The organism is Streptomyces sp. NPDC020299 (assembly GCF_044387825.1).
Taxonomy (GTDB): Bacteria; Actinomycetota; Actinomycetes; order Streptomycetales; family Streptomycetaceae; genus Streptomyces.
Genome location: NZ_JBIRWL010000001.1, coordinates 95,917 through 120,611, shown reverse-complemented (window position 1 = coordinate 120,611; position 24,695 = coordinate 95,917). Strand labels below are relative to the sequence as shown.

Here is a 24,695-nt window from a genome sequence, read left to right as displayed (position 1 = left end):
GAAGGGGGTGGGCTGGATGATCCGTGCGTACAAGTTCCTCATGCGGCCCACCGTGGGCCAGGCCGCTGCGCTCGCCGCGATGCTGGCCGATCACTGCTCGCTCTACAACGGCGCGTTGCAGGAACGCCGTGACGCCTACCGGCACACGTCGAAGACGAGCATCAAATACGGCCAGCAGTCCGCACAGCTCAAGGAGATCCGTTCCTTCGACCCGGAGCGGCAGGGCCGGTGGTCGTTCTCCAGCCAGCAGGCCACCTTGCGCCGTCTGGACAAGGCGTTCGCCGCGTTCTTCCGCCGTATCAAGTCCGGCGATACGCCGGGCTACCCGCGCTTTCGGGGTGCGAACTGGTTCGACACGGTGGACTTCCCCAAGGACGGGGACGGCTGCCGCTGGGACTCCACCCCGCATGACCCCGTCACCCGCGTCCGGCTCCAAGGTGTCGGGCACGTCAAGGTCAACCAGCACCGGCCGGTGGTCGGCAAGGTCAAGACCGTGTCTGTCAAGCGCGAAGGTAAGCGCTGGTACGTCGTCCTGACCGCCGAGCGGCCGCAGCCCGAGCCGCTGACCCCGACCGGCAGCGTGGTCGGCATCGACATGGGCATAGCGTCGTTCCTCACTACGTCCAACGGTGAGCACGTCGACAACCCACGCCACGCCCGCAAGGCCGCCGCTAAGCTGGAGGCCGCACAGCGGGCACTGTCCCGGTATCCGCGCTGCAAGGCGAAGAACCGCACCAACAATCACCAGCGGGCCGTAGAGCGCGTCGCGGCCCTGCACGGCAAGGTGCGGCGTCAGCGCCTCGACCACGCACACAAGACCGCGCACGCCCTGGTCACCGAGCACGGCTTCATCGCGCACGAAGACCTCAAGATCCGCAACATGAGCAAGACCGTCACACCGAAGCCCGACCCCGACAAGCCGGGCGTGTTCCTGCCCAACGGGGCCGCCGCCAAGACAGGTCTGAACCGCTCGATCGCCGACGCCGGTTGGGGGGTGTTCCTGACGATCCTGCACGCCAAGGCTGAAAGCGCCGGACGAGACGTGATCGCCGTGGACCCCCGCAACACCTCCCGGACCTGCCCCGAATGCGGGCACGTCTCAGCGGGGAACCGGCCCACACAGGAGAAGTTCCACTGCATCTCGTGCGGCCACACAGCGCACGCCGACGTCGTGGGAGCAACCAACGTTCTACGGGCCGGGCTGGTCCGTCGCAACGCCAACCCGGCTTAGCGAGAAGCCACCCCGTTTACGGGGTGGAGGAGTCACGACAGTCCATGACCACGACCGGACGATGAGCGTGCGCTGACTTGCGGAGCGAGCACCACCAAGCAAGGGCCACTCGAAGGCGTACCGTGCGCAGCCTCATCCGCCGGGCCTGGAGCACCCACCGCTGCAACAACAGCCCAAGCCGACGACCCCGAAACCGCCCCTATCCGCGCAGCCTCTTAGTCCCAGGGCTCGACCAAGTTGTTGCGATAGGCGTAGCCGACGGCCTGGGCACGGTCGGCTGCGCCGATCTTGGTGAAGATGCGGTTGATGTGCGTCTTCACCGTGGCCGGGCTGACGACGAGCCGGGCACAGATCTCCGCGTTGGACAGGCCCCGGGCGATGAGGGTGAGTACCTGGGTCTCGCGCGGGGTCAGAACGTCGGAAGGTGCGGGAGTTTGCGGCGTGTGGGCTTGATCTCGCTGCGCGGCGGGCGGTGCGACCTCGCTGGTCCGCACGGCCGCGACCAGGCGGGCCTGTACCTCGGGATCGAGCCAGATACGGCCTTCGTGGACGCTGCGGATGGCGTCCTCGATCGCGTCGTCGTCGGCGTCCTTGGTGAGATAGCCCCGCGCTCCCGCCTGCAGTGCCGGGAACACGGAGTCGTCGTCGGCGTAGGTGGTCAGCACGAGTACCTTGCAGCCGGGTATCTGCTCACGCAGTGTCGCGGTGGCCGAGACACCGTCGAGGACCGGCATGTTCAGGTCCATCAGTACTACGTCCGGGGCCAGTTGTCCGGCGAGCAGCACCGCCTCCGCACCGTCACGGGCTGCGCCGACCACCTCGATGCCGTCCAGCATGTCGATCAGCAGGACCAGGCCCTTGCGTACGATCTGCTGATCGTCCGCGACCAGTACTTTGATCTTCTCGCCGTCAGATGCCGTCTCGCCGGGCTCCGTCACGCGGGTATCTCCATCCGTACTTCCCATCCATGCGCTGTCGGCCCCGCGCGCAGGGTGCCGCCGACCCCGGTCACGCGTTCGCGCATGCCGGTCAGCCCCAGGCCGGAGCCTTCGGCCAGTGCCGCCCGGACCGGTCCCGGCCCGGTGCGGCGGTCTTCGACGGTCAGGATGGTGGCCCTGGGCTCATAGACGAGCGTCACCGTGGCCTGCGCGTCGCGGGCGTAGCGGACCGAATTGGTCAACGCCTCCTGCACACCGCGGTACAGGGCTTCACCCGCGTCGGGCTGCAGCTCCCGCTGCGGCCCGATCACGGACAGCGTCACGTCGAGCTCCAGGTCCACCCGATAGCGTTCGACCAGTTCGGGCAGCCGCTCGAGAGAGGGCACGCGCTCGCCGCGCAGCGCCCGCACAGCCCGGCGCGCGTCGGCCACACCCTCCTTGACCAGCTCACCGGTCCGGTCCAGCAGCCCCCGCAGATCCCCGCTCGCCTGGTCGCGCCGGGCCATCCGCCGGGCGGCCTGTATCTGCACGGCCAGTCCGGACAGGGTATGGGCGAGCACGTCGTGCAGATCCTGGGCGATACGGGTGCGTTCGGCCAGCGCCGCCGCCTCGGTCTCCGCCTCCCGGGCGTCCTCGAGCTGGGCCAGCAGCACGGTGACGGCCACCTCGTTGATGATCGACTGTCGCATCACGATGCCCACGACGGCCAGGAGGACGCCGAAGAGGACCTGATGCAGGAAGTTGTCGCTACCGCCGTCCAACCCGGCGGCCGCCGCGCCGGTCAGAGCGCCCATGACGACGACCGCGAGCACAGTGGCCGTCCGTCGCTCCAGGATGAGGAAGGCCATCAGGACCACGACGGACGGTGGCAGGGTGGACATCGAGCCGGGTTGCAGGATGCCCATGGCGAACCCGAAGCCGTCCACCAGCACGCAGAACACCAGGCAGCGGGCAGGGCGACCGGTGAGGGGCCACAGGTTCGACGCGACCGCGGCCATGGGCAGCAGACAGCCGACGAGCACCAGGGTGACTGCCAGGTGCCTGCCTCTGGCGCCGGGGGCGGGGGAGGCATGCAGGGACTGGACGGCGATGGCGGCCATGACCCCCCACAGGACGGGCTGCATACGCCGGCCCCTGCCTTCGCGTTGCTCCCGGGCACTGGCAAGAGCCACGGCCAGCCGTGGACTGACCGGGCCCGTCGGCTGAAGTATGTCCGTCACTTCTGAAGAATAGAGGCAGGCTGCGCCGCTGATCGCAAAGCCCGGCCCGGGCCCGCGAACGCGGAACCGGGCCAGGGCGGAGTGTGTGGCGAGCGGCGATCCGCTGGGTGCCACGCTTCAGGCCACGGCGGGGGTGACAAGGGGGGAGGTGAGCCGGTAGGCCCGGACGCGCACCACCACCAGGCGGCATACCACCTGAGTGACGGCCATCAGCAGCAGCGCGGCGGTCCAGGCGGCGGCGCCGGTGATCAGGTTGTCGCGGCTGAACTGCGCAATGGTGTGAGCGCCGCTGTGCTCGGCCCAGTACACGAAAGCCGAGCGCGCGCCCATGCCCAGCACCCACAGCAGGGCGGCCAGCCACCCGGCCTTGGAGTACGCGGCGCCGTCCTCGGTCAGGCTGACGCGGGTGGCCAGTCCACTGGCCAGTCCGAGCACTATGCCCATCGTGACGCCGAAGAGGTCCAGCTGGACGTCGTGGCCCTCGGTCGGGAAGGAATGAAGGTAGTGCGCGGCCGCGGCGCTGACGGACACCAGCGGCAGCAGGAGCGAGCGGGGCGTCAGACGGCCGCCGCGCATCTGCGGAATCACCAGGAGGATCAGGGCGGCGGAGATGAGGTAGTCAGTCGTCGTCATGGGGAAGAGCTTGCCGCCCGTGGCACCGCACGGCCTCAGCCCGTGGATTGACTCCTGGGTTGATACCTGGCGTCAACCCACGGGTTGACGCACCAGACCACCCGGGTACGTCAGCCCGTGGCCGAGCAAGTTGAGCCCGCGGGCCGGGCCGTCCGCCCGTGGAACCGGCACCGGGAGCCGCCCCCGCGGCCGTACCGTCCCCGCGATCACCCGTGCGGAGTCACGCAGTTCGGCCTCTGGACCATGAATAAGTGGTGTGCATGGTGAAGTTGCAGATCATGGGGCTGGTGTGCGCGAGCTTTGGGATACTCGGGCTGGTCGGCGGCCGGTGTCCACGGTGGAGATCGTCTGACTGAGAGACTCTGACGCGTAAATAACTGCAGGTGGTTTGCGTTTTCGGGCAGAGATAATAGCTGCCGCCGAGCTCGTGGCAGGGCACGTTATCGTGGAGCATGTGCCAGATCGCGGTGATGATCGAGTGTTCGACAGCGACCAGTGCCTTGATCGGGCCGCAGCGGGCGGTCAACCGCTTGTAGCGGGCTTGCAGGAATGAGTTCTTGGTCCATGCCGCTCCGAACGCGGCCATCCCTAGGGCCCCTTTCCGGTAGGGGTTGCCGGGCCGGACCCGGGTGCTGCGGACTCGGCCGGCCGATTCGTGGTGCCCGGGACAGAGTCCGGCTCAGGAGGCCAGGTGCTTGGCCGAGGGGAACCGGGTCATGTCACCCCCGGTCTCGGCCACGATCACCTCGGCCACCGCCCGGTTCACTCCCGGGATCGTGTCCAGCAGTTCCAGCGCCGGGCGGAAAGGGGTCATTGCCTCCTCGACGCGGGCTGTCAGCTGGTTGATGGCACCGGACAGGTGGTCGTACTGGTCGAGGTAGAGGCGGGTCAGGAAGGCGTGGTGTTCGCGGAAGCGGCCGGTCAGCGCCTGGCTCAGCTCGGGAATCTTGCTCGCATCCGGCGCTTGGCGAGATCGGCCAGAACCTGCGGATCGCGCTGACCGTCGATCAGGGCCTGGAGCATGGCGCGGCCGGAGACGCCCATCAGGTCGGAGACGACGGCGGAGAGCTTGATGCCGACGTCCTCCAGAAGTTTCTCCAGGCGCTGTACGACCTGGGCGTGTTCGTGGGTGATCTGGGTGCGGGTCCGGGTGAGATCCCTCAGCTCGCGGACCGGCTGCGGAGGTACGAAGGAGGCTCGTACCAGGCCGTGGGAGCCTCGGTCTGACCAGCTACGAGGTCATCGTGCAGAGCATCGCCGCGACCACCAACCGCACCGGGCTCACCGTCCACGCCGAACTGGACCCCGGCCGCTGTCCCACGGGGGTGAAGGTCAGCGACGCTGAACTGAACGCGGTGCCGCTGACCGGCCATGCCTTCCACGGGGAATGGAACTACACCGTGCATCCCCGGCCCACCCAGCCGACGGACAAATCACGAAGCCGCTGATCCTTCCGTCCAGGGTGCGGTCGCACGGCGGCGGAACACAGGACACACCTGATGAGGCCTTGTATGCGGCGATCGTCTACGTCCCGGTGAGCGCGTGTGCCTGGCACCACCTTCCGTCGTGCTTCGGGATATCGAAGTCGACGGCTCACCGCCGGTTCCTGATCTGGTCGAAGCCCGGAGTCTGGAGCCGACTGCAGGGGGCCGTGCTGTACCGACTGAAGGATTACGACGTGTCAGCCGACGGCAGCCATCGCACGGTGGAGGAGTGGCGTCAGTTGGTGTGTGCCATGGCCGGCGATCCAGACTTCGACGGCGGCTTCGAGGCAGGCGTAAGCGGACGCGATCAGAGCGTGGGGCCGGGGGTCGGTTGCGTCGTCCGGATCCGCGCCAAGGCGGCGGGCGACCTCGGGTGCCAGCAGCTGCTGCATTCTCTTCAGCTTGTGCTGATTGAGCGTCGCGAGTGCGGGAACGGTTCTGGCGATCTCGGCCAGTTGCCGCGCGCGTTCGGACTGGGCGGCGTAGTGCGCGATGAGCGGAACCATCGCATGGCCCAGTGCGGTCCACGGAGTCTCGTCGTCGGGCCGTTGCCGCAGGGCATCCAGTAGCTCCTCGGGGGCGGCCGAGGTGGTGCTCGCGAAGACGTCTTCCTTGGACGGGAAGGAGCGGAAGAAGGTGCTGCGCGAGATGCCGGCGACGGCGCAGATGTCATCAATCGTGGTCTGCTCGTAGCCGTTCTCCAGGAACAGGTCTAGTGCCATCTCGCGCACCTGTGCCTTCAGGGCTCGCCGTGCGAGCTCACGCGCCCCGGGCCGGTGCCCGTCCTGTACCGCTGGCCCATCCATATCCCAAAGGTACTACACTCCGTTCACGGAACTGGGTTCCAGAAACGGGATGCAGTTTCGAGATGCCGTCGTTCTGACGCCATCCGGACAGCTGTGCACAGAACATCGTCAGTAGAACGTCACCGTCACTGGAAGGGTTCACCATGGCCGACAGCACGCTCGGGCAAGGGGAGACGGCAGGTCGCTCCGCCGCCCTCAACGATCGGCTGGACCCGCTTGTCTTCGACCTCACGGCCGAGGAGGCGCAACTCGTCTCGGCGGCGGCGTCGCTGGTACCCGCCCTGAGCGCCAACGCGGAGAAGGCGGATGCCACAAGCAGGCTTCCCGAGGACAACATCGATGCCCTGCGCAATGCAGGTCTCCTGCGCCTCGCCACGCCCCAGGCTTACGGAGGCCACCAGGTGGGCGCGCGTGCGGCGACGGCCATCGCCGCGGAAGTGGGCCGAGGCTGCCCGTCGACCTCCTGGGTGCTGGTGGTGTCCTACAGCGCGGCCATTGCCCTGTGGCTTTACCCCGACGAGGTGCGGCACCGCGTCTGGAGCCAGGACCCCGACGCGATCGTGTGCGGCTCGTCCACCGGCGCCGCACCCGTGCGTGAGGCTGACGGCGGGTACGTGCTCACCGGTCGTTGGGGCTGGGCTTCGGGCGCGCACCATGCCACGTGGGCGATCCTCGACGTCGTAGCCCAGGCGGAGGGGCCCGCCCCGGACCGCGGTTTCGCGCTGGTCCCGATGAGTGAGCTGTCGGTTGAGGACACTTGGCACATGACGGGGATGCGCGGCACGGGTAGCGACACGATCCGTGCCGAGGAGGTCTTCGTACCCAAGGAACAGGTTGTGCTGATGTCCCAGGCCGCAGCCGCGGCCCGGGACGACACTCAGGCGCTGGCACCCGTGCCCAGGCCGCAGGGCCTGGCCGGCGCGCTGGCCGCACCGGTGCTGGGGATGGGCATGGCGGTGTACGACCACGTCGTGGCGAAACTGGCTGAGGGCAGGCCTCTGGCCTCTTCGGTGAAACTGCACGCGCGGGCGATCGACGCCCCGGGCGTTCAGGCGAACATCGCCGACGCCGCCCTGCTCATCGACAGCGCGGTCCTCCACGCGGCGCGGTCTGCCCGTGCCGTCGACCTGGCCACCCGCACGGGAGCGCAGATGAGCCCCCTCGCCGTCGCCCGCATCCGTATCGACGCCGGCATCGCCGCACGACACATCCGTCACGCCGTCGACAAACTGCTCGACGTCGGCGGCGCGAGCCGGTTCGCTGAATCCAGCCCGGCCCAGATGATCTGGCGCGATCTGGGCACGGCGACCCGCCACCCCACGTTCATCACAGAGATCGACCGTGAACAGTACGCCCGGATCCTTTTGGGGTTCAACGGGCAGTAGCAGTAGCCGGTTCGCAAGAGGACTCTCAGGCGCCTACGGCTCCCGAAAGGGGGTGCAGGCGCAAGGCGACGGCTCGTGCGCCCGCTGCGCGACCCGAACGCTTCTCAGGAATAGACCCGGGCAGCAGTCGGCTGGTATTCCAGCCGGACTTCTGTATTTCTCTTGGTCAACGGCCTGGCGGTGGGGAGTGTAGCGGGGGTTGGGCATGCGCGGGACGGGCTTGGACAGGTCGTCCCACCAACGTGTGTCCGCGCCGCATGTAGTGACTGCGCGACGAGCAGTCCGTTCTCGTGATCCACGACGTACCAACGAATGCTTGGGACCTGGAACTCGAAGAACTCTTCCTACGGACCGGAGCCCGCTTCTCCCGGGTGGAGTCCCGGCGACGGATGCGGGACTACGTCCGCGGACTGCTCGGCCCGGTCGGCCGTAAGTCTGCTGGGTGCGCCACGAGGCGCCATGTGGCCGAGTGGATGTGTGAAGACCTCCGCCGCCGGTTGCGATCCGGTGGATGGCCAGTGGTTCCGCCGACGGCGGTCGTGCACAGGAATCGATAGTCCAAGGGCGACATCCGCGCTCCGACGCGCCGCTTGCATGACGAGAGGAAGAATCGCCCCGATGACCAGTGAGGACACCGTGTCCGAAGAGTTGGGCCGCGCGCGTGTGATCGCCGACCGCTACACTCTCGTGTCGCCCCTCGGCGAGGGCGGAATGGGCACCGTGTGGCGCGCCCACGACAAGGTGTTGCACCGCGAGGTCGCCATCAAGGAGGTCCGGGCGCCTGCCGGGCTGGCCACGGCCGCCATCGAGCGGATGTACACGCGGCTGGAGCGTGAGGCGTGGGCTGCGGCCCGCGTGTCGCACCGGAACGTGGTGACCGTCTACGACGTGGCCATGGAAGAGGGCCGCCCGTGGATCGTCATGGAGCTGGTACAAGGTCAGTCGCTGGCCGACCTGCTCAAGGCCGAGGGCCCTCTCACCCCACAGCGCGCCGCGTCCATCGGTGGTGAGGTGCTCGCCGCGCTCCGCGCCGCCCACGAGGCCGGCGTGCTGCACCGCGACGTCAAGCCGGCCAACGTGCTGATAGCCAAGGACGGCCGGGTGGTACTCACCGATTTCGGTATCGCCGAGGTCGAGGGCAGCACAGCGCTCACCATGACCGGTGAAGTCGTCGGATCGCCCGAATTCCTGGCCCCGGAGCGTGCGTTGGGCAAGCGGCCCGGGCTCGCGTCGGACCTGTGGTCGCTCGGCGTGCTGCTGTACGCGGCGGTCGAGGGGATCTCGCCCTTCCGCCAGAACACAGCTCTCAGTACGCTGCGGGCCATCGTGGACGCGGAGTTGCCGCCACCTCGCCGGGCCGGCGCCCTCACCCCGGTCATCGAAGGACTGCTGCTCAAGGATCCGGACGAACGCCTCGGCGCCGAACCGGCGGCGCGGGAACTGGGGTTGGTCAGTGAGAGCGACACGCCCGACACGGGAACCGTGCGGCAGGCTCCCCACTCACCGACCGTCGTGGCAGAGCCCGAGACTGAGTTCACGACGCAGGTGTCTCCGGCCCAGGCGGAGACTCAGCACACCACACAGGAACCCCCCGCCCAGGCGGAGAACCAGCCTGCGGCCACGCATCCCTCGGCGCAGCTCACCGCCACGAGTTCCCCGGCGCAGCCAACCGTCGCTCTTCCCCCGGCAAAGCCGACCGCCACACAGCCCGCAGCGCAGCCAACCGTCACGCAACTCTCGGCGCAGCCGACGCCCGCGTATCCCTCGCCGCAGGATTCCACCGCTGTGGGAACGCCCACGTCCCCCCTCCCCCCGGCTCCCTCACGCCGCAACCGGCGCAACACTGCCCTCGTGGCGGCGGGCGCGGCCCTGTGCGCTCTGGCGCTGACCGGGACGGGCTATGCCCTCATGAACGCCGGGGACGACGGCGGAAAGCAGCGGAACACTGCCACCGCAGGCGCTGGTGCGGCCTCCCCGGATGCGAAGGACGCCTCACAGAACGCCGAGGAAACCGCCGCTCCCAGCACAGGGGCCGGCGGGCAGGACACCTCCACTTCCGAGGGGGTGGAGATGCAGGTGACGGGTTCGCAGACGACGTACTCGGGACCGTGCCCGCCCCCGAGCGGGGAGGCGCCCGTCTTCACGGCGTCGTTCACGGTGGACCGGCTCCCGGCGCAGTTCTCCTACCGGTGGGTGTCCAGGGACGGCTCGGTCACCGATGAGGAGTGGAGGACGCTGTCATTCCCGAATGGCGGAAGCCTCACCAAGCAGGTCAGCGTCAGTCTGACCACGTGGGCGAAGGCCGGAACGTTCGAGAGCGAAATCGGCGTGGAGCTCAATGCCCCTCTGACGGGCAAGTCCAACATGGTGCCTCTGTCGTTGACGTGCGAGGCGGGAACGACCGGAGGCGCATCGTCTGGTCAATGACGGCTCGTGAACGCGTGACCGAGTCCAGGCATGCTGCCCTCCGGCCGGTTGGGTCGCCGAAGAGTTGAACCGAACCGGGCCCGCCCACGTGTGAGTGACAATTCCGTCCTCATGCCGGGTCAGCCGCATCACGCGGCCTCTGTTTCCCTGTTGAGTATCATCCGCTAGGAGTAGCCGTGCCATCGGTCATCGTGGGGCAAACGGGTCCCTTCACTGGTCAGAGTGTCGTGCTGAGCGCCACTCCTCTGACGTTCGGCCGCAAGAGCGACAGCGGCGTCGTAATTGTCAGCGTCAGTGCCTCCCGTCTGCACGCCGAAATCGTGGAGGAGGACGCCGGCTTCGTCCTGTACGACCGCAGCCGCAACGGCACCTTCGTCAACGATCAGCGCGTCACACGGCATGTACTGCGTGCCGACGACCGCATCCGGATCGGTGAGGAGACCTTCCTTTTCGAGTCGCAGGACGCCATGGAGACGGTCATGGACCTCTCCCTCCTCGACATGCCCCGGGCCAAGGCATCCGCGGATCCCGGCCTGCTCCGCGTCACGATCACCGGCGGGGGGCCGGTCGGCCTCGCCTTCGCGCTGACGCTGGAGAACATGCTGCGCGGGCGGGTCGCCATCAAGATCTACGAAAGCCGATGGATCAAGAACGGCTCCTCTGTGGTCTGGAAGGACGAGACCCACGGAAACACCCGTCGTCAACAGGTCGTGACCATCCAGAGCCGGCAGTACCTCGCTCTGCCCGAGGAGATGCAGTCGGCACTGTTCGACTCAGGGGACTTCGCGGAGATGTGGCCCGTCGGACCGGACTCCCTGGAGGGCCGGCCTCCCCGCAACATCCGGATCGCCTACATCGAGGACCGCCTGCTGGAGCTGGCGAACAAGAGCACCGCGATCCGGCTGGTACCGGAACGCTTCGACCCGTCGGAGCACCAGGGCCGGCTCTCGCAGGAACACGTCCTGGTGGTCTGCGAGGGCGGACGGTCCCGTACGCGGGAGCACTACAGCGACTTCTTCGGCGCGGCCGACGCCTCGATCTACTCCCTCGAAGGCGACCATCTGCAGGACGTGGTGCTGGGGCTACGGGTGAAGTCCCCGCTGCCCGACCCGATGAGCGTTCTGCTGACCGTTTCGCAGAACAGGTTCCTTCTCAACTCGCTCCGCGGCGAAGGCTTCTTGAACATGCGCCTCACCCGCGAAGAGGCCAAGAACGTCGTCGGCCTCGACCCGGTCCGCCAGGTCTTCGAGGAGTGCATCGCCGCTCGTCCCTGTGTCATGAGCCGTGAGGAGGACAACGAGTTCCGCTGCCCCTCGCACGGAACCCTCTTCCTGCCCGCCCTGCTGCGCAGCTCGCCCCTGTGGAAGCGGATCCGGGAGGGCCTGAAGCTGTACGGCATGACCGAGGACGATCTCACCGCGGTCACGTCGTTCCGACTGGACATGGTGCAGCGCCCGCGGTTCACGGCGCAGCTGACCCGCCCGAGCCCGACGAGCCCCGGCACGTACGGCTTCCTGCTGGGCGACGCGGCCAACGCCATCCACTTCTGGCCGGGCCGCGGCCTCAACAGCGGTCTCGCCTCCGCCATTTCGCTCGCTCGCTCCCTCAGCCGCGCGTGGCAGGGAAAGCCGCTGCGTGACGCCGACTTCATCCGGCACGAGGCGGCGATGTCCATGCTTCAGTACCGGCACAAGAGCCGGGCCTGGAACGCCATGATCACCACCGACGAACAGGGCGCCACCCACGCCATCAAGGACATCATCGCCCGCAGTATGGAATCGGCTCCCGCCGACGGCTCCGAGTCTCAGCAGGCGCACCTCGACGCCCTGTTGGAGAGAATGAGTGCGATACGCGCGCGGCTCGCACCGCGCCTCCCCGGCTTGCCCACCGACGAGGAACTGCGCAGCCACCTCTCGGCCTTGGATCCCGCCACGCTGCGCACGCTCCAGGAAGGCGGTGCGTGGGACACCGTGGTCGTCGGCGGCGAGGAGGCCGACATCGATCTCTTCTACCAGTCGGATGCCCCCGTCTACGTTCCTTGCCCCGCCGACCTGCGAAACAGGCCGTCGGGTCTCGCACCGCAGGAAGCCGCATCCGTGAATCTGGCCTGAGGGTGGGTGCGCAGGGGGCTGTAGAAAAATAACTCCTCGGTTCCTGGCTTCCGTTGGCCCGTAGGATGCGAGGGTGACGGAGGGGACGGCGCCGGGGTTGGCGGAGACGTTGGGGGTGTTGTTGCCGCATCTGGATGAGAGGCAGCGGCGGCTGGTGCTTGGGGCTGCTGCCCGGGGCTACGGGCATGGCGGAATTCGGCTGATGGCCGGTGCCGCGGGCGCCGCGGAGTCGACGGTGGCTCGTGGGCTGCGGGAGCTGGAGCGGGGCGAGGAGAGTGACGGTCGGGTCCGGGCTGTCGGCGCAGGCCGCAAGCGGCTGCGGGATCTCCACCCGTAGTTGCTTCCGGATCTTCTGGCGCTGGTTGGGCCCGACGAGCGCGGCGACCCGGAGTCGCCGTTGCGCTGGACGGTGAAGTCGACCCGCGCGCTGGCTGCAGAACTGACGCAGCAGGGACGGCGGGTCGGACATACACCGTGGCCGCGCTCCTGAAGGCCGAGGGATTCTCCCTGCAGGCCCCTTCGCGCACCACCGAAGGGGCCCACCACCCTGACCGTGACGCCCAGTTCCGCTACATCAACGACCAGGTCACGGCATGCCTCGCGGACGGGCAGCCGGTCATCAGCGTGGATGCGAAGAAGAAGGAGACGCTGGGCCGGTACGCGGTCATCGGGCGGGAATGGCACCGGGCCGGAAACCCCGTCGAGGCCCGGGCGCACGACTTCCCCGAGAAGGGTGCTCTCAAGGCGGTCCCGTACGGGATCTACGACATCGGCGCGGACGCCGGCTGGGTGACCGTGGGCTGCGACGGCGACACCTCCGCGTTCGCCGTGGCCACTCTGCGCCGCTGGTGGAACGAGGAGGGAGTCCACCGCTAACCCGGTGCCTCCCGGCTGCTGATCACCGCCGACACAGCCTTCGTGGGCTCGACAGCCTCGGACTTGGACACGTTCTCACTGAGTGACTCTGTCGGGGATCTTGGAATTCTCAGGCGGAAGGGCACGGCGATCAGGCAGGCTCGGCTTGGTTTCGCAGGTCGTTCGTCTTCTTCGAGGTGAGCCGGTGTCCCTCCGTCCCCGCTGTGGTGAACAAGTGCCCTCCGCGACCGCGCGGGTGGCGCGGGCGAGTAATCCCCGTGGTACGGCGGCGATGTGGGTGCGGGACCGGCTGGACGGTCTGTGGCGCGACGAGGACTTCGACGCCTGGTACCCGCGAGACGGGCGCCCCGGGCTGTCGCCGGCCCAGCTCGCCACGGTGAGCGTGCTGCAGTTCCTGCTGAACCTCTCCGACCGACAGGCGGCCGAGGCAGTGCGCTGCCGGATCGACTTCAAGTACGCCCTCGCGCTGGATCTCGACGATCCCGGCTTCCACCACAGTGTGCTGTCCGACTTCCGAGACCGGCTGGCCCAGGACGACCGCGCCGATGCCCTTCTCGATCTGGCACTGGCCCGGTTGAAGGAAGCCGGGCTGGTCAAGGCGCGGGGCCGGCAGCGCACCGACTCCACCTATTTACGGGCCGCGGTACGCGAACTGACCCGGCTGGAAATGGTGTTGGAAGCAGTTCGCGCCGCTTTGGAGGAGTGCGCCCGCACCGCGCCGGAGATCCTTGACGGCCTGGTGACCGAGGACTGGGCAATGCGCTACGGGCGGCAGGTCCGCCTGGTCAGCCAGCCCAGCCATCCGGCCACCCGGCTCAAACAGGCCGGCGCCGACGCCGCCGACCTCCTCGACCGGATCCGCAGCCGTCGCCCGACAGCGGCTCCGCGGCCCGCGGCGGAGGCACTACGACAGATCATGATCCAGCACTTCCTCGTCGACACCCGGGGCCGACTGCGTCCGCGTGCGGAGAAAGACGGTCTGCCGCCCACCGGGCGCCGCCTTCAGTCCCCTTACGACCTTCAGGCCCGCTACGTCCGCCGCGGGCACCGCACCTGGACCGGCTACCTCGCCCACGTCACGGAAACCTGCGACGCGGAGGGCGTCAACATCATCACGGACGTGGCCACCACCGCCCCGACCGCCGACAGCACCGCTCTGCCCGGCATCCACGCCCGGCTCGAACAGCGCCGTCTGCTGCCTGCGCAGCACCTGGTCGACGGCGGCTACCCCTCCGTCGCGCTGATGGACACCGCCGCCCGCACCCACCGCATCGAGGTCATCGGACCGGTCTCACCCGACAACTCCTGGCAGCGCAAGGCCGGCACCGGCTTCACCCGGGAGGACTTCACCGTCGACTTCGACCGCCGCCAGGTCACCTGCCCGGACGGGAAGACCAGCGGAAACTGGTCCGAGCCGCCCGCCCAGGCGCCCTACGCACTCGTGGCGTTCGACGCCCGGCACTGCAGCCCGTGCCCCCACCGCAGCAGGTGCACCCGCTCGAAAGATCCACGCAAAGGACGCACGGTGAACTTCCTACCTCGCCGTCTCCACCAACTCCAGGCCCAGAACCGCGCCGATCAGCAAGATCCGCAATGGCGGCGTCTCTACGCCGTCCGCTCCGGCGTCGAGGGCACGGTCAACGAGCTGGCCAACGCCCATCAGATGCGCCGCTGTCGCTACCGGGGCACGGCCAAAGCACATGTCCAGCACGTGCTGACCGCGATCGCCGTCAACATCGAGCGTCTCAGCACCCAGGAACCAGACGACTCCGCCTACCGGCCTCGACCGCCGACGGCGTTCCAGCAGTACCTCGACGCCCACGAACTGCCCGACCCGGGACGGCAGCAGCCGCAGCCGCTTCTCACGCGACCCGGTCTCCTTGATCACCGTGTCCACCAGCATGAAGTCCACGATCTGGGTCAACTCGCCCAGGTGGCCGGGCGCGTACACACCCCCGGCCGCCTCGACCGTGCGCGTGATGACAGACTCCTCCTGCAACGGGACTCCCGACGATCTTCTTGCTCGACACAAGTTGATCTATCAGGACGTCCCGTTGCGTCATTCACCAGGGCTTGACCTGCGACTGAAGACTCAAACGCAACGGTATTGCCCCTGACACCTTGACGACCAAGATCGTCGAGCACAAGCCCGAGCACCAGGCCGTTCACGCCGGGCTCACCCCCGCGTCGCGGGAGCGGGCGATGACGGCGGCCACCGCCTGCTGCATCCGCAGCGCCTCCGCGCCGAGCGCTGCGGCTCCCTCCTGGATCAGGCGGTAGGCGTTTTACAGGGTCCCGGCGTCCGCGGACCGGTACATGCTCGGTACGGTCGGGGTGAAGCCGAGTTCACGAGCGAGTGAACCGTCGAGGTGGCCCTCCCAGGGGTTGGCCAGCGGTTCAGCCGACTCCTTGTACTCAACGCCGAGGAGACGCGCGATCTCCAGCACCGTCGCGGGGGCGTCATCGGTGATGTTCACCGTGCGGCCGTCCATCGCACCGGTGAGGGCGAGCTGCACGGCGACCGCGATGTCCTGGTGATGGACGAGGCTGAGGGTCTTGGCGGGGTGCCAGTTCCAGGAGCCCAGGAGCCGGGGGGCGGACTGCAGGTGGTCGTCGGCGTCGCCGTAGACGAACGCGAGGCGCAGGATGCTCCACGTCAGTCCGCTGTCGCGCAGCACCTGCTCCGCGACGATCTTGCTCGCCGGGTAGGGCTGCTTGGCGTTGGTGGCGTCGTCCTCGCGAGCGGGTCCGGAGAGGTCGGCGTCGTAGACGAGGCTGCTGCTGGCCATGATGACGCGCGCGTCGGGGGCATGGGCTCGGAGCGCCGCGACGAGGTTGCGGGTGCCGTCCACATTGACCCGCTGGATCTGGTCCGGGTCGGGGGTGCGCAGGACTGCCGCGAGGTGGATGACGGTAGTCACGCCCTGCACGGCCCGGGGCAGCGAGGCCGGGTCGAGCAGGTCGCCCTCGACAGTGGTCACGCCGTCTGGGACTTCCTTGCCGGCGCGCACCAGCGCCCGGCAGTCGAGGCCCGCTGCCACGAGGCGGCGCAGGAGGCGGGTTCCGACGAGTCCGGTACCGCCGGTGATCAGGATGGTCATGTTTCTCTTCTTTCTGAGAGCAGGTCGGTGAGTCGACCTGTGGCTATGCGGAGCACCCGCGTGGCCGTGTCGATGTCCGTCTGTGAGACACCGTCGAAAGCGACCTCGAGGATGCGGGCGATGGGGTCGGGCAGGTCTCGCCAGAGCGCGGCGCCGGCCGGGGTCAGGGACAGCACCTTCTGCCGCTGGTCGGCGGAATCGGGTGTCTGTTCCACCAAGCCTTTGCGGACCAGCGCGGCCACCACGCCGGTGAGCGTGGCGCGCTCGACCTGGAGCATGCGCACCAGGTCGCGCTGTGGCGTGGCCCCGGCGTTGGCGAGCTGGTGCAGGACGTACCACTGGGTTGGTCCGAGATCGTAAGGACGGAGCACGGACTCGATCACCAGGCGCGAGGCCATGTGGTACTTCTTCGCCCAGACACCGGGGGAATCAGGGTGGGGGTCAGGATGTTCGTTAGTCACCTGACGATTATCGTCGGGTATATAGCATGGACAAACGGCTGGCGAGGCGCGGACCGCTGCGGGTGGCGACGGCGGCGGTGCTGCCGTCGGCGCCGAGACTGACAGGGCTAGGCATACGTGGTCCGCATCCGGCAGGGGAGACTGTTGGTCTCCTCGTACCCCTTCTCTGTCACGATGACGGTGCCCCCGGAGACCACACGCGTACGCCCGATGCAGGCGTTGGGCTCGAACGCGAGGGTGGCACCGGCCGGCAGAACCAGGTCGTTGCCCATCAGCTGCGGCAGGTTCCGCGGCGGGGGGCCTGGGAGCGTGGCCACCGGGGCGGCATCCTGGTCGTTGACCTGCGTGAAGCCGAGGAACGCCTGGGGATTGAGGCTGTGTACCAGCGGGGTCAGGGCCCAGCAGCCGGACTCCTTCAGAGGCTGTTCCATCGCGTGGACGAGTTCACGGAAGGTGATGCCGGCGCGCAGGACCGACAGCCCCGCTTCGTAGGAGGCGCGGGCCACGGCCGCGCACTGGGCGACAGCCGCCTGGGGCTTGCCGATGGCGACCGACATCTGCACCTGGACCTCGGCGTTGCCGAACGTGGGGAAGATCTCGGCCATGGCCAGATCGCGGGTACCGATACGACGCACCGGTTCTGCCGTGGTGGTCCATCGGGGCGGCCCCCACGCGAGGCTGGGATAGCCCGAGTTGAGGATCAGCGTGGGATACCGCATCCCGCATCCGTGGCGCGCCAGTGTGGCGAGCACCTCGGCATAGATCTCGGTCTCCGGAACTCCCGGAGCGACCGTCTCCAGCATCGCCTGGCAGGCGGCCTCTGCCGCGCTCGCGGCCCGCCGGACCAACGCGAGCTCCTCGTCGCTCTTGGGCAGCATCATCTCGTTGAACTTCCACGAGATGTCGATGGTCTCCCGGCCGGCGAGGTTCTCGGTCAGATCGATCCAGAACCTTGCGGGAACGAAGCCACTGAACTCCCCCGCAGTCTGCGTCTCCAGACCGACGACTCCGATGCGGCCGCGCGGGCTCAGTTCCTTGATCAATCCGGCCACTGCGGCGCCGTCCAGGCCGGTGCAGTAGCGGTCAATCCAGCGCGCCGCGCCGCGAGCGAAGCTGTCTTCGGCCCGGAAGATGCGCGTGCCTCCCCAGGTCACCGTGACCGGCGCCTCGACGCGAGGAAAGAGCACGATGCCCTCGGTGTAGTCGTTGCTCAGGTAGTGCTCGTAGTGGTCGCGGCTGCGGAACCCGCCCAGCAGGATGAGATCGAGATCCAGTTCGTCCATCAGTGCGCGGGTCCGGGTCCAGCGGCGGTCGCGCTCGGCCAGTGACAGCGAGGGTGCCCCGTCGAACGCATCGGGCAGTGCGCCGTTCATCATGCGTCCTCCTCGGACGGACAGGTCCTACCGGTCAGAAGGGGTGGTCAGGGAGGTCGCCGCGCAGCGTCGTCCACTGCGTCTCGGTGAACGCCTCGATGTTGGCCAGGTGGCCGCCGTGACGCGACCCGGTGCCCGAGTTGCCGACACCACCGAAGGGGACCGGCGCCTCGTCGTTCACGGTCTGGTCGTTGATGTGCACGTTCCCGGACGGGATGCGGTCGGCGAGTTGCAGGCCACGCATCACGTCACGCGTGAGAATGCCGAGGGAGAGCCCGTACTCGGTGTCGCGCGCCAGCTCGACCGCCTCGTCGAGGGCGGAGAAGCGGACGACCGGAGCCACCGGACCGAAGATCTCCTCACGGAACGCGCGGTGATCGGGGGTGACGTGGTCCAGAACCGTGGGCCGGTAGAACAGGCCATGGTAGGAGCCTCCTGCACGCAGTGTCGCGCCGGCTGCGACCGAGTCGGTGACGATCGCATGGATGCTGTCGCGTTGCCCTTCATCGATGACGGGCCCGAGCTGGACCGGCTCCTCTCCGGCCGGGTCCCCGACGACCAGTGCCTCCGCGCGCTCGGTCAGCCTGGCCACGTACTCGTCCGCGATCGACTCGTGCACCAGCTGCCGACCAGTCGCCATGCAGATCTGTCCCTGATGGATGAAGGAGCCTGCCGCGCCCACGCTCGGAGCATGGTCAAGGTCCGCGTCGTGCATCACGATCAGCGCGTTGTTGCCGCCGAGTTCGAGATGGGCGCGCTTGAGATGGCGCGCTGCCAGCTCACCCACGCGCCTGCCCAGGCCGGTGGAGCCGGTGAACGCGATCACCCGTGTACGGGGGGTTGTGATCAGTCGCTCGCCCGTGGAGGCCCCACGGCCGGGCAGTACCTGGAGCAGACCCGGCGGCAGTCCGGCTGCCTCGAAGATGGCCGCAAGCGTGACACCGCCACTGATCGGCGTGCGGCTGTCCGGCTTGAGAAGGACCGCGTTGCCCAGCGCGAGGGCCGGCGCCACCGCACGGATCGACAGGACGATCGGGGCGTTGAACGGCGCGATCACTCCCACCACCCCTACCGGGAAGCGGCGACTGAGGCTGAGCCGGGGCTGGGTGGACCGCAAGACCTCGCCGTAGGGCACGGAGGCCAGGGCCGCGGCCTCGTAGCACTCCTGGGCCGCCGTCTGGACTTCAAACCAGGCCTTTGCGGCGGCGGAGCCGGACTCGGCTCTGAGCCACTGCGTGACCTCGTCGATATGGGCGTGCCAGAGATCCCCGGCGCGCCGCAGAACAGCGGCTCTCTCCTCGTAGCTGCGCGCGGCCCAATCATGCTGGGCCGCTGCGGCCGTCTCGGCGGCGGCGTCGACCTGATCGGGGGAGGCGAAGCCGATCGTCGCAAGGCGCATCCCTGTCGAGGGCGAGTGCACGGCGTGCTCGCCCTCGGCTCCGGACGTCCACTCGCCTGTCCAGATCTTGCCCGTCCATCGGGCCGGGTCCAGGAGCCTCGTCGCCGTTGTTGTTGTGCTCACGTGCTCACCTCTCGGCCGGGCGCGACAACGACCGGCCGAGATTCGCCGGCGGCGCCCTGTCAGACATCGCTAGGTACCTGACATAGTTTGCTAGGCGCCTAGCATGTTGTCAACCCGCTAGGTGCCTAGCGTTCTATGTTCTCCCCGCGCGTCAAGACCTTCTTGCCGGCCAGGGTGAGGCCGTGCCCGTGATGGGCGCTCTTGCCGACGTCCAGGTCGAGGGAGACGCCCACGTCGTCGATGTCGCCCAACCCATCCTCCCGAACGCGGTTCATGTGGTGTCGGCCAGGGCGTTGGCGTCGTATGTGCGCATCCACGTTACTGACTTCGGCTCTTCAAGGTGACGTTGGATTGTCGAGGGTGAGGCCGGTGCCCGTTATAAAGCCGTCGAGGGTGTTGGGCCGGTACTGGAGGCGTTTGAGCCGGTTGCGGACGAGGGCTTCGAGTCGGTCGAGAGCGACGACGGCGAGGTTGGCCAGGCTGCGTTTGACGTGTGCCCATACCCACCCGACCGGGTTTTGGTCGGGCGAGTAGGCAGGCAGTAGGAACACCGTCAGCCAGGCCCGCTGGGCGATCAGTTCACGCATGGCGTGGGAGACGTGGGTGTTCAGGCGGTCCCAGACCAGCACGATCGGCGCCTTGACGAGGTGGTGAGTGCCGTCGATCAGCGCGATGAAGTCGCGCTCGCCCATGCTGCGGCGCTTGCCCTTGCCCGCGGGGTGAGTGCGCAGGCGGTGGCACAGCCGGGTGCGGGAGCCAGGCCGCATGGCGATCAGTCCGGCCACCGACAGGCGCCCCGAGCGTCGCCCGCTCACCGTCACGACCGGGGTGCGGCCGCGCCGGCCCCAGGTCCGTCCTCTGGGCGGCCGGCGGGTAAAGCCTGCCTCGTCCTCGAAGCAGACGTAGCCTCCGCAGGCCGCCCGCGCTCTTTTACCTCCGCCCAGGTCGCCTCCTTCCAGGGGTCTGACCGAGATACGCGCCAAAGGGGCAACGAGATGATCTTGAAGCCCTGAGCGCCCGTCGGCCGTCACCCATTCGGCTCAGTGTCGTTGGTGGTGATGTTGAGCGTCGTCTGGGGCCTGGGGTGGGTTGTGACATCGATCGAGCGAACCGCGTATCCGCGGTTCAAGCGGCTGATCACCGCGCATGAGCTGCACCTGTTCTTCTCCCCGACTCGCGATGAGCTGGAGTGGGCGGCCGATGCCACGGACTGCGATGAGCATCTGCTGGCGCTGCTGCTGATGCTGAAGTCGTACCGGCGCATGGGGTGTTTCCCGGCGTTGGAGGATGTCCCGGAGATGGTGGTGGACTTCGTCCGGCGGGCGGTGGAGCTGCCGGATAGCACGCTGCCGGTGTACCGGGCGGAGCGGACCGCCAAGCATCACCGGGGCCTGGTCCGCAAGCAGGCCGGCGTGACGTACGACCAGGCCAGGGCCCGGGGGATCGTCGAGCAGTCGATCCGCAAGGAGGCCGCGGCGAAGAACCGCCCGGCGGATCTGATCAACATCGCGCTGGAGAAGGTGGTGGAGGCCGGGCTGGAACTGCCCGGGTTCTCGACCTTCGACAAGATGGCCTCGAAAATCCGCACCGAGGTGAACACCTCGATCTGCACGGGCATCCACGACCGCATGAGCGCCGCTCAGCGGGCGGGGCTCATGCGACTGCTGGAGGACCGCGACAGCGACGGGACGACGCTGTTCAACCGGCTGAAGAAGCCCGCCAAGGGCCCGACCTGGTCGCACTTCAAGAACCTGACCAAGCGTCTGGAATGGCTGGACGAGCTCGGTGACACCGACGTGTGGATGGACGGAGTCGCCGCGGGGAAGGTCACCGACTTCGCCGGGGAGGCGGACGCGGCGGATGCCTCGGAGCTGCGGGACTTCGCCCCGGTCAAGCGCATCGCGCTGGTCGCGGCCCTGACGCACAAGGCTCGGATGCGGGTGCGGGACGACCTGGCGACGATGTTCTGCAAGCGGGTGGCGACGAAGATCAAGAAGGCCAAGGCGGAGCTGGAGGAGATCCGGCTCGCCGAGCGGGAGATCGTAGAGTCCCTGATCGGGAACTACCGCACGGTGCTCAAGCACATCGACGAGGGCGGCCCGGCCAGGAGGCGCTCACGAAGGCCGCGGCCATGACCGCCGAGGTCCGCCAGGCCCTGGACGGTCTGGACGAGGAGGCGCCGGTGGACGAGGTCGCGACGCGGCTGGAGGGCAGGGTCTCCCCGGCGGTCCTCGCCTTGGTGAAGGCTCAGGTGGTGCAGGCCGGCGGGTTCGGCGCGGTCACCCGCGCGGTGGACGGCTTCGGCGGGTTCGCGAAGCAGTACGAGCAGATCGAGAAGGTCTCCGCCCATCACGGCAACTTCTGGGAAGTGCTGCTGTACGGGCAGATCGGCCGGGACCGGGCGGTGATGTTCGACCTTGCCGACAACGACAAGCTGAAGTTCACCGCGACCAGCGAGGACAGCCGGGTGCTGGACGCCCTCGCGCACGCCCAGCGTCACCAGGCGGCCCGCGGCGAGTACATCACCGCCTTCAATGAGGAGGGCAAGGAGGTCGACATCTCCTTCGCCACCCAGAACTGGCGCAAGGCAGTGGTCGACAAGACCCGGACCGGGCAGTTCGTCCGCAAGCACTTTGAGGCGATGGTCTTCACCGCGCTCGCCGAGGAACTGCGCACCGGCGACGTCGCGGTGGTCGGCTCGGAGGAGTACGCCGACTGGTCCGAAAAGCTGCTGGCCTGGGAGGTCGTCCAGGAGACGCTGGGGCCCTACCTGGTGGAGGTCGGACTCGCCGAGCCGGGCGAGAGCGCCGAGTTCGACGCAACGTTCTTCCGCCGGCAGCTGGAGGACAAGCTGCGCGGCGCCGCCGCCGCGGCGGACGCCGGGTACCCGGAGAACGACGGGCTGGTCATCGATCCGGAGACGGGCATCCCGTCACTGAAGGCGTTTAGGGCTGACGGTCAGCGGCCCTCGGCGAAGCGGCTGGAGCAGGAGATCAAGGCGAGGATGCCGGAGCGTTCCCTGATGGGGATCGTGGCCCGGACCGCGTACTGGGTGGAGTGGTGGCGCCGTTTCGGCCCGCCGTCGGGCAATGAGCCCAAGCTCACCGACCCCTTGGGCCGCTACGTCATCGTCACGTTCGTCAAGGGCACCAACATGGGTCCGTACGAGGCCGCCCGGCACATCCCCGGCGTGAGCGGGCACGAGCTGTCGTACGTCGCCAACAAGCACTTCTCGATCGTGCTGCTGAACGAGGCGGTCGCCGACCTGGTGAACGCGCACGCCCGCCTGGACATCTCGCAGGCGTGGGGCGACGGGACCGCCGTGGCGGCGGACGGCACCCACATGGACACCTATCTCGACAACCTGCTCTCCGAGACGAGCGTGCGGTACGGCAAGCCGGGCGGCATCGCCTACCACCACATCTCCGACACCTACATCGCGCTGTTCACGCACTTCATCCCGTGCGGGGTGTGGGAGGCCGTCTACATCATCGAGGGCCTGCTGAAGAACACGAGCGAGGTGAAGCCGACCACCGTGCACGCGGATACCCAAGGCCAGAGCTTCCCTGTCTTTGCTCTCGCCCACCTGCTGGGCTTCGATTTGATGCCCAGGATCAGGAACTGGAAGGAACTGACCTTCTACCGGCCCTCCAAGAGATCCGAGTACGTGCACATCCACCCCCTGTTCGGCGAGCCGGGCAAGAACATCATCGACTTCGACCTGATCGAGTCCCAGCTCCGCCACCTGATGCGCGTGGCCGTCTCCGTACGCGAGGGCGCCATCTCCTCCTCCACGCTGCTCAAGCGCCTGCGCTCCGGGTCGAGGAAGAACGCCACCTATGCCGCCTTCCGCGAGGTCGGCCGCGTGATCCGCACCGTGCAGCTGCTGCGCTACCTCTCCGACGCGCCGCTGCGGCGGCGGGTGACGGCGGCGACGAACAAGGTGGAGTCGTTCAACCGGTTCTCGCAGTGGATCGGCTTCGGAAACCGTGGCGTCATCGCTGACAACGATCCCATCGAGCAGGAGAAGGCGATGAAGTTCAACGCCCTGCTCACGAACGCGGTGTTCCACAATGCCCTGGACATCGCGGAGATCGTGCGGCAGCTGCTGGAGGAGGGGTGGGAGATTGATCCGCAGGACCTGGCGCACATCTCGCCGTATCTGACCGAGCACATCAACCGGTTCGGTGAGTACAGCACTCACGAAGTCGGCATCCAGCCCGAGGCGTACGACCCGACGCTCGACATCGACTTCACCCCGCTGCGTGAGCAGGACCTCACCACCGCCGGCCTCGGTCAGGCCGCCTGACTGCCCGACTTGCCGAAGGGCTTCGCCGGAGCCACCGAGCAGTTCGGTCTTCAGTGCCTCCGGGGCCTGTCGCCGCGCACGGTCCGTCGAGCAGCTCCCACTCCGGTGCCGGGGGCCCCGCCCGCGACCGGCTTAGGGGTCCTGGCACGGGCGTGCGAGAGCGCTGGCGCTATTTCGACTCGCCGTCTGTCGGTGCCGGGGCGGTCTGTGCCAGGCCGGCGAGCAGCAGGTCGATCATGCGGCGGGCCTGGTAGTCGGGGAAGGTTTCGACTCCGATGCACAGGTTGCCGATGGCGAGCATGAAGTCGTAGGCGCGGATGTCCGCGTGTGTGGAGCCGGCGGCGGCGGACGCTTTCAGCAGCTGGTCGAGCACGGGCAGCAGGCGTTCGACGAACTCGTTGTGCAGGCTCTCGAATCCGGCTTGGTCCGAGTGCAGTGCCTCGGCGAGGCCGTGCTTGGTGACCAGGAAATCGGCGAATTGGTGCACCCAAAGCCGCAGGACCTCGTACGGCGTATCGGCGGCGGGCGGCGTGTGCGCGGCAGTGGAGAGCGCGTCGACCTGGTGTCTGAAGACGGCGACCACCAGTTCCGCCCGGGTGGGGAAGTGGCGGTAGATGGTGCCCATGCCGAGGCCCGATTCGGCGGCGATCTCCCGCACGGGAGCGTCGACTCCCGCACGGACGAATACGGCCGCCGCGGCGTCCAGCAGTATCTGCTCGTTTCGGCGGACGTCGGATCGCTTGCGGCCGGCAGGGGGTGGCGGCGTGTTGGGCGTGGACATCGTGAGCACCTCCCACTTGTAAAACGGAGCAACGTTC

General features: G+C 68.3%; 18 protein-coding genes and 6 pseudogenes. 11 read left to right on the top strand and 13 right to left on the bottom strand.

Annotation, left to right across the window (positions count from 1 at the left end; all coding sequences use genetic code 11):
- Window positions 1–16: 16 nt before the first annotated feature.
- The gene (locus ACH45E_RS00535) at window positions 17–1,231 is read left to right on the top strand and encodes a transposase (protein WP_361457146.1); all 1,215 of its coding nucleotides are present in this window, start codon (window positions 17–19) and stop codon (window positions 1,229–1,231) included.
- Window positions 1,232–1,446: 215 nt separating this feature from the next.
- Here ACH45E_RS00535 and ACH45E_RS00530 read toward each other — a convergent pair whose 3' ends face one another.
- From ACH45E_RS00530 to ACH45E_RS00515, 4 genes and pseudogenes are all read right to left on the bottom strand, one after another.
- Window positions 1,447–2,169: a response regulator transcription factor gene (locus ACH45E_RS00530; RefSeq protein ID WP_361457103.1), complete on the bottom strand. Its 723-nt coding sequence runs from the start codon at window positions 2,167–2,169 to the stop codon at window positions 1,447–1,449.
- Window positions 2,166–3,293 (bottom strand): histidine kinase, encoded by a 1,128-nt coding sequence (locus ACH45E_RS00525; protein WP_361457100.1) that lies wholly within the window; start codon window positions 3,291–3,293, stop codon window positions 2,166–2,168. Before ACH45E_RS00525 ends, ACH45E_RS00530 begins: the two co-directional genes overlap by 4 nt.
- A gap of 213 nt (window positions 3,294–3,506) precedes the next feature.
- Window positions 3,507–4,022, bottom strand: a complete 516-nt coding sequence (locus ACH45E_RS00520) for a hypothetical protein (RefSeq protein ID WP_361457097.1) — start codon at window positions 4,020–4,022, stop codon at window positions 3,507–3,509.
- Window positions 4,023–4,428: 406 nt separating this feature from the next.
- Window positions 4,429–5,249: pseudogene (locus ACH45E_RS00515) on the bottom strand (IS110 family transposase); the annotation flags it as partial.
- Here ACH45E_RS00515 and ACH45E_RS00510 point away from each other — a divergent pair.
- Both ACH45E_RS00510 and ACH45E_RS00505 read left to right on the top strand, forming a co-directional pair.
- A pseudogene (locus ACH45E_RS00510) lies at window positions 5,246–5,446 on the top strand (ISAzo13 family transposase); the annotation flags it as partial. The pseudogenes ACH45E_RS00515 and ACH45E_RS00510 sit on opposite strands and share 4 nt — an antisense overlap.
- Window positions 5,410–5,694 (top strand): annotated as a pseudogene (locus ACH45E_RS00505) (transposase); the annotation flags it as partial. The pseudogenes ACH45E_RS00510 and ACH45E_RS00505, both read left to right, overlap by 37 nt.
- A gap of 9 nt (window positions 5,695–5,703) precedes the next feature.
- Here the strand turns inward: ACH45E_RS00505 and ACH45E_RS00500 are convergent.
- On the bottom strand, window positions 5,704–6,228 hold the full coding sequence (locus tag ACH45E_RS00500; protein WP_361457094.1) for a TetR/AcrR family transcriptional regulator: 525 nt from the start codon (window positions 6,226–6,228) through the stop codon (window positions 5,704–5,706).
- Window positions 6,229–6,455: 227 nt separating this feature from the next.
- Here ACH45E_RS00500 and ACH45E_RS00495 point away from each other — a divergent pair, with 227 nt between their 5' ends.
- From ACH45E_RS00495 to ACH45E_RS00475, 5 genes and pseudogenes are all read left to right on the top strand, one after another.
- Entirely contained in the window at window positions 6,456–7,697 is a 1,242-nt protein-coding gene (locus ACH45E_RS00495; protein WP_361457091.1) for an acyl-CoA dehydrogenase family protein, read from the top strand.
- Window positions 7,698–8,315: 618 nt separating this feature from the next.
- Window positions 8,316–10,124 carry a protein kinase gene (locus tag ACH45E_RS00490; protein ID WP_361457088.1) on the top strand — a complete coding sequence of 603 codons (1,809 nt, stop codon included), beginning with the start codon at window positions 8,316–8,318 and terminating at the stop codon, window positions 10,122–10,124.
- A 176-nt stretch (window positions 10,125–10,300) separates the two neighbouring features.
- Window positions 10,301–12,235, top strand: a complete 1,935-nt coding sequence (locus ACH45E_RS00485; RefSeq protein WP_361457085.1) for an FHA domain-containing protein — start codon at window positions 10,301–10,303, stop codon at window positions 12,233–12,235.
- A 73-nt stretch (window positions 12,236–12,308) separates the two neighbouring features.
- Window positions 12,309–13,108: pseudogene (locus tag ACH45E_RS00480) on the top strand (ISAzo13 family transposase); the annotation flags it as partial.
- An 85-nt stretch (window positions 13,109–13,193) separates the two neighbouring features.
- A pseudogene (locus ACH45E_RS00475) lies at window positions 13,194–14,849 on the top strand (IS1182 family transposase); the annotation flags it as partial.
- A gap of 111 nt (window positions 14,850–14,960) precedes the next feature.
- On the opposite strand, the pseudogene ACH45E_RS00470 reads toward ACH45E_RS00475, so the two are convergent.
- Window positions 14,961–15,014, bottom strand: a pseudogene (locus ACH45E_RS00470) (hypothetical protein); the annotation flags it as partial.
- Between the two features lie 218 nt (window positions 15,015–15,232).
- Here ACH45E_RS00470 and ACH45E_RS00465 point away from each other — a divergent pair.
- On the top strand, window positions 15,233–15,391 hold the full coding sequence (locus ACH45E_RS00465; RefSeq protein WP_361457082.1) for a hypothetical protein: 159 nt from the start codon (window positions 15,233–15,235) through the stop codon (window positions 15,389–15,391).
- Window positions 15,392–15,396: 5 nt separating this feature from the next.
- On the opposite strand, the gene ACH45E_RS00460 is transcribed toward ACH45E_RS00465, so the two are convergent.
- The 6 genes from ACH45E_RS00460 to ACH45E_RS00435 all read right to left on the bottom strand — a co-directional run bounded on the left by ACH45E_RS00460 (window position 15,397) and on the right by ACH45E_RS00435 (window position 20,599).
- Window positions 15,397–16,212 carry an NAD(P)-dependent oxidoreductase gene (locus ACH45E_RS00460; RefSeq protein ID WP_361457079.1) on the bottom strand — a complete coding sequence of 272 codons (816 nt, stop codon included), beginning with the start codon at window positions 16,210–16,212 and terminating at the stop codon, window positions 15,397–15,399.
- Entirely contained in the window at window positions 16,209–16,610 is a 402-nt protein-coding gene (locus tag ACH45E_RS00455; RefSeq protein ID WP_361457076.1) for a MarR family transcriptional regulator, read from the bottom strand. The genes ACH45E_RS00460 and ACH45E_RS00455 overlap by 4 nt, the downstream gene beginning before the upstream one ends.
- A 170-nt stretch (window positions 16,611–16,780) precedes the next feature.
- Window positions 16,781–18,049 (bottom strand): M24 family metallopeptidase, encoded by a 1,269-nt coding sequence (locus ACH45E_RS00450; protein WP_361457073.1) that lies wholly within the window; start codon window positions 18,047–18,049, stop codon window positions 16,781–16,783.
- 31 nt (window positions 18,050–18,080) lie between these two features.
- A complete protein-coding gene (locus ACH45E_RS00445; protein ID WP_361457070.1) occupies window positions 18,081–19,568 on the bottom strand; it encodes a benzaldehyde dehydrogenase in 1,488 nt (495 codons plus the stop codon).
- 125 nt (window positions 19,569–19,693) lie between these two features.
- Window positions 19,694–19,819, bottom strand: coding sequence for a hypothetical protein (locus ACH45E_RS00440; RefSeq protein ID WP_361457152.1), 126 nt, complete (start codon window positions 19,817–19,819; stop codon window positions 19,694–19,696).
- 84 nt (window positions 19,820–19,903) lie between these two features.
- Window positions 19,904–20,599, bottom strand: coding sequence for a transposase (locus tag ACH45E_RS00435; RefSeq protein WP_399039677.1), 696 nt, complete (start codon window positions 20,597–20,599; stop codon window positions 19,904–19,906).
- A gap of 60 nt (window positions 20,600–20,659) precedes the next feature.
- Between ACH45E_RS00435 and ACH45E_RS00430 the strand changes: the two genes are divergently transcribed.
- A complete protein-coding gene (locus ACH45E_RS00430) occupies window positions 20,660–21,703 on the top strand; it encodes a DUF4158 domain-containing protein (protein WP_361458184.1) in 1,044 nt (347 codons plus the stop codon).
- Window positions 21,700–23,877, top strand: coding sequence for a transposase (locus ACH45E_RS00425; RefSeq protein WP_361458187.1), 2,178 nt, complete (start codon window positions 21,700–21,702; stop codon window positions 23,875–23,877). Before ACH45E_RS00430 ends, ACH45E_RS00425 begins: the two co-directional genes overlap by 4 nt.
- A 169-nt stretch (window positions 23,878–24,046) precedes the next feature.
- Here ACH45E_RS00425 and ACH45E_RS00420 read toward each other — a convergent pair whose 3' ends face one another.
- Window positions 24,047–24,658, bottom strand: coding sequence for a TetR/AcrR family transcriptional regulator (locus tag ACH45E_RS00420; RefSeq protein ID WP_361458190.1), 612 nt, complete (start codon window positions 24,656–24,658; stop codon window positions 24,047–24,049).
- Between the last annotated feature and the right edge of the window lie 37 nt (window positions 24,659–24,695).

Bases quoted from the DNA above. Each gene is read 5' to 3' on its own strand.
- ACH45E_RS00535 (WP_361457146.1), top strand. From the start codon at position 17: ATGATCCGTGCGTACAAGTTCCTCATGCGGCCCACCGTGGGCCAGGCC.
- ACH45E_RS00525 (WP_361457100.1), bottom strand. From the start codon at position 3,293: ATGCAGCCCGTCCTGTGGGGGGTCATGGCCGCCATCGCCGTCCAGTCC.
- ACH45E_RS00520 (WP_361457097.1), bottom strand. From the start codon at position 4,022: ATGACGACGACTGACTACCTCATCTCCGCCGCCCTGATCCTCCTGGTG.
- ACH45E_RS00500 (WP_361457094.1), bottom strand. From the start codon at position 6,228: ATGGCACTAGACCTGTTCCTGGAGAACGGCTACGAGCAGACCACGATT.
- ACH45E_RS00495 (WP_361457091.1), top strand. From the start codon at position 6,456: ATGGCCGACAGCACGCTCGGGCAAGGGGAGACGGCAGGTCGCTCCGCC.
- ACH45E_RS00490 (WP_361457088.1), top strand. From the start codon at position 8,316: ATGACCAGTGAGGACACCGTGTCCGAAGAGTTGGGCCGCGCGCGTGTG.
- ACH45E_RS00460 (WP_361457079.1), bottom strand. From the start codon at position 16,212: ATGACCATCCTGATCACCGGCGGTACCGGACTCGTCGGAACCCGCCTC.
- ACH45E_RS00455 (WP_361457076.1), bottom strand. From the start codon at position 16,610: ATGGCCTCGCGCCTGGTGATCGAGTCCGTGCTCCGTCCTTACGATCTC.
- ACH45E_RS00450 (WP_361457073.1), bottom strand. From the start codon at position 18,049: ATGATGAACGGCGCACTGCCCGATGCGTTCGACGGGGCACCCTCGCTG.
- ACH45E_RS00425 (WP_361458187.1), top strand. From the start codon at position 21,700: ATGACCGCCGAGGTCCGCCAGGCCCTGGACGGTCTGGACGAGGAGGCG.
- ACH45E_RS00420 (WP_361458190.1), bottom strand. From the start codon at position 24,658: ATGTCCACGCCCAACACGCCGCCACCCCCTGCCGGCCGCAAGCGATCC.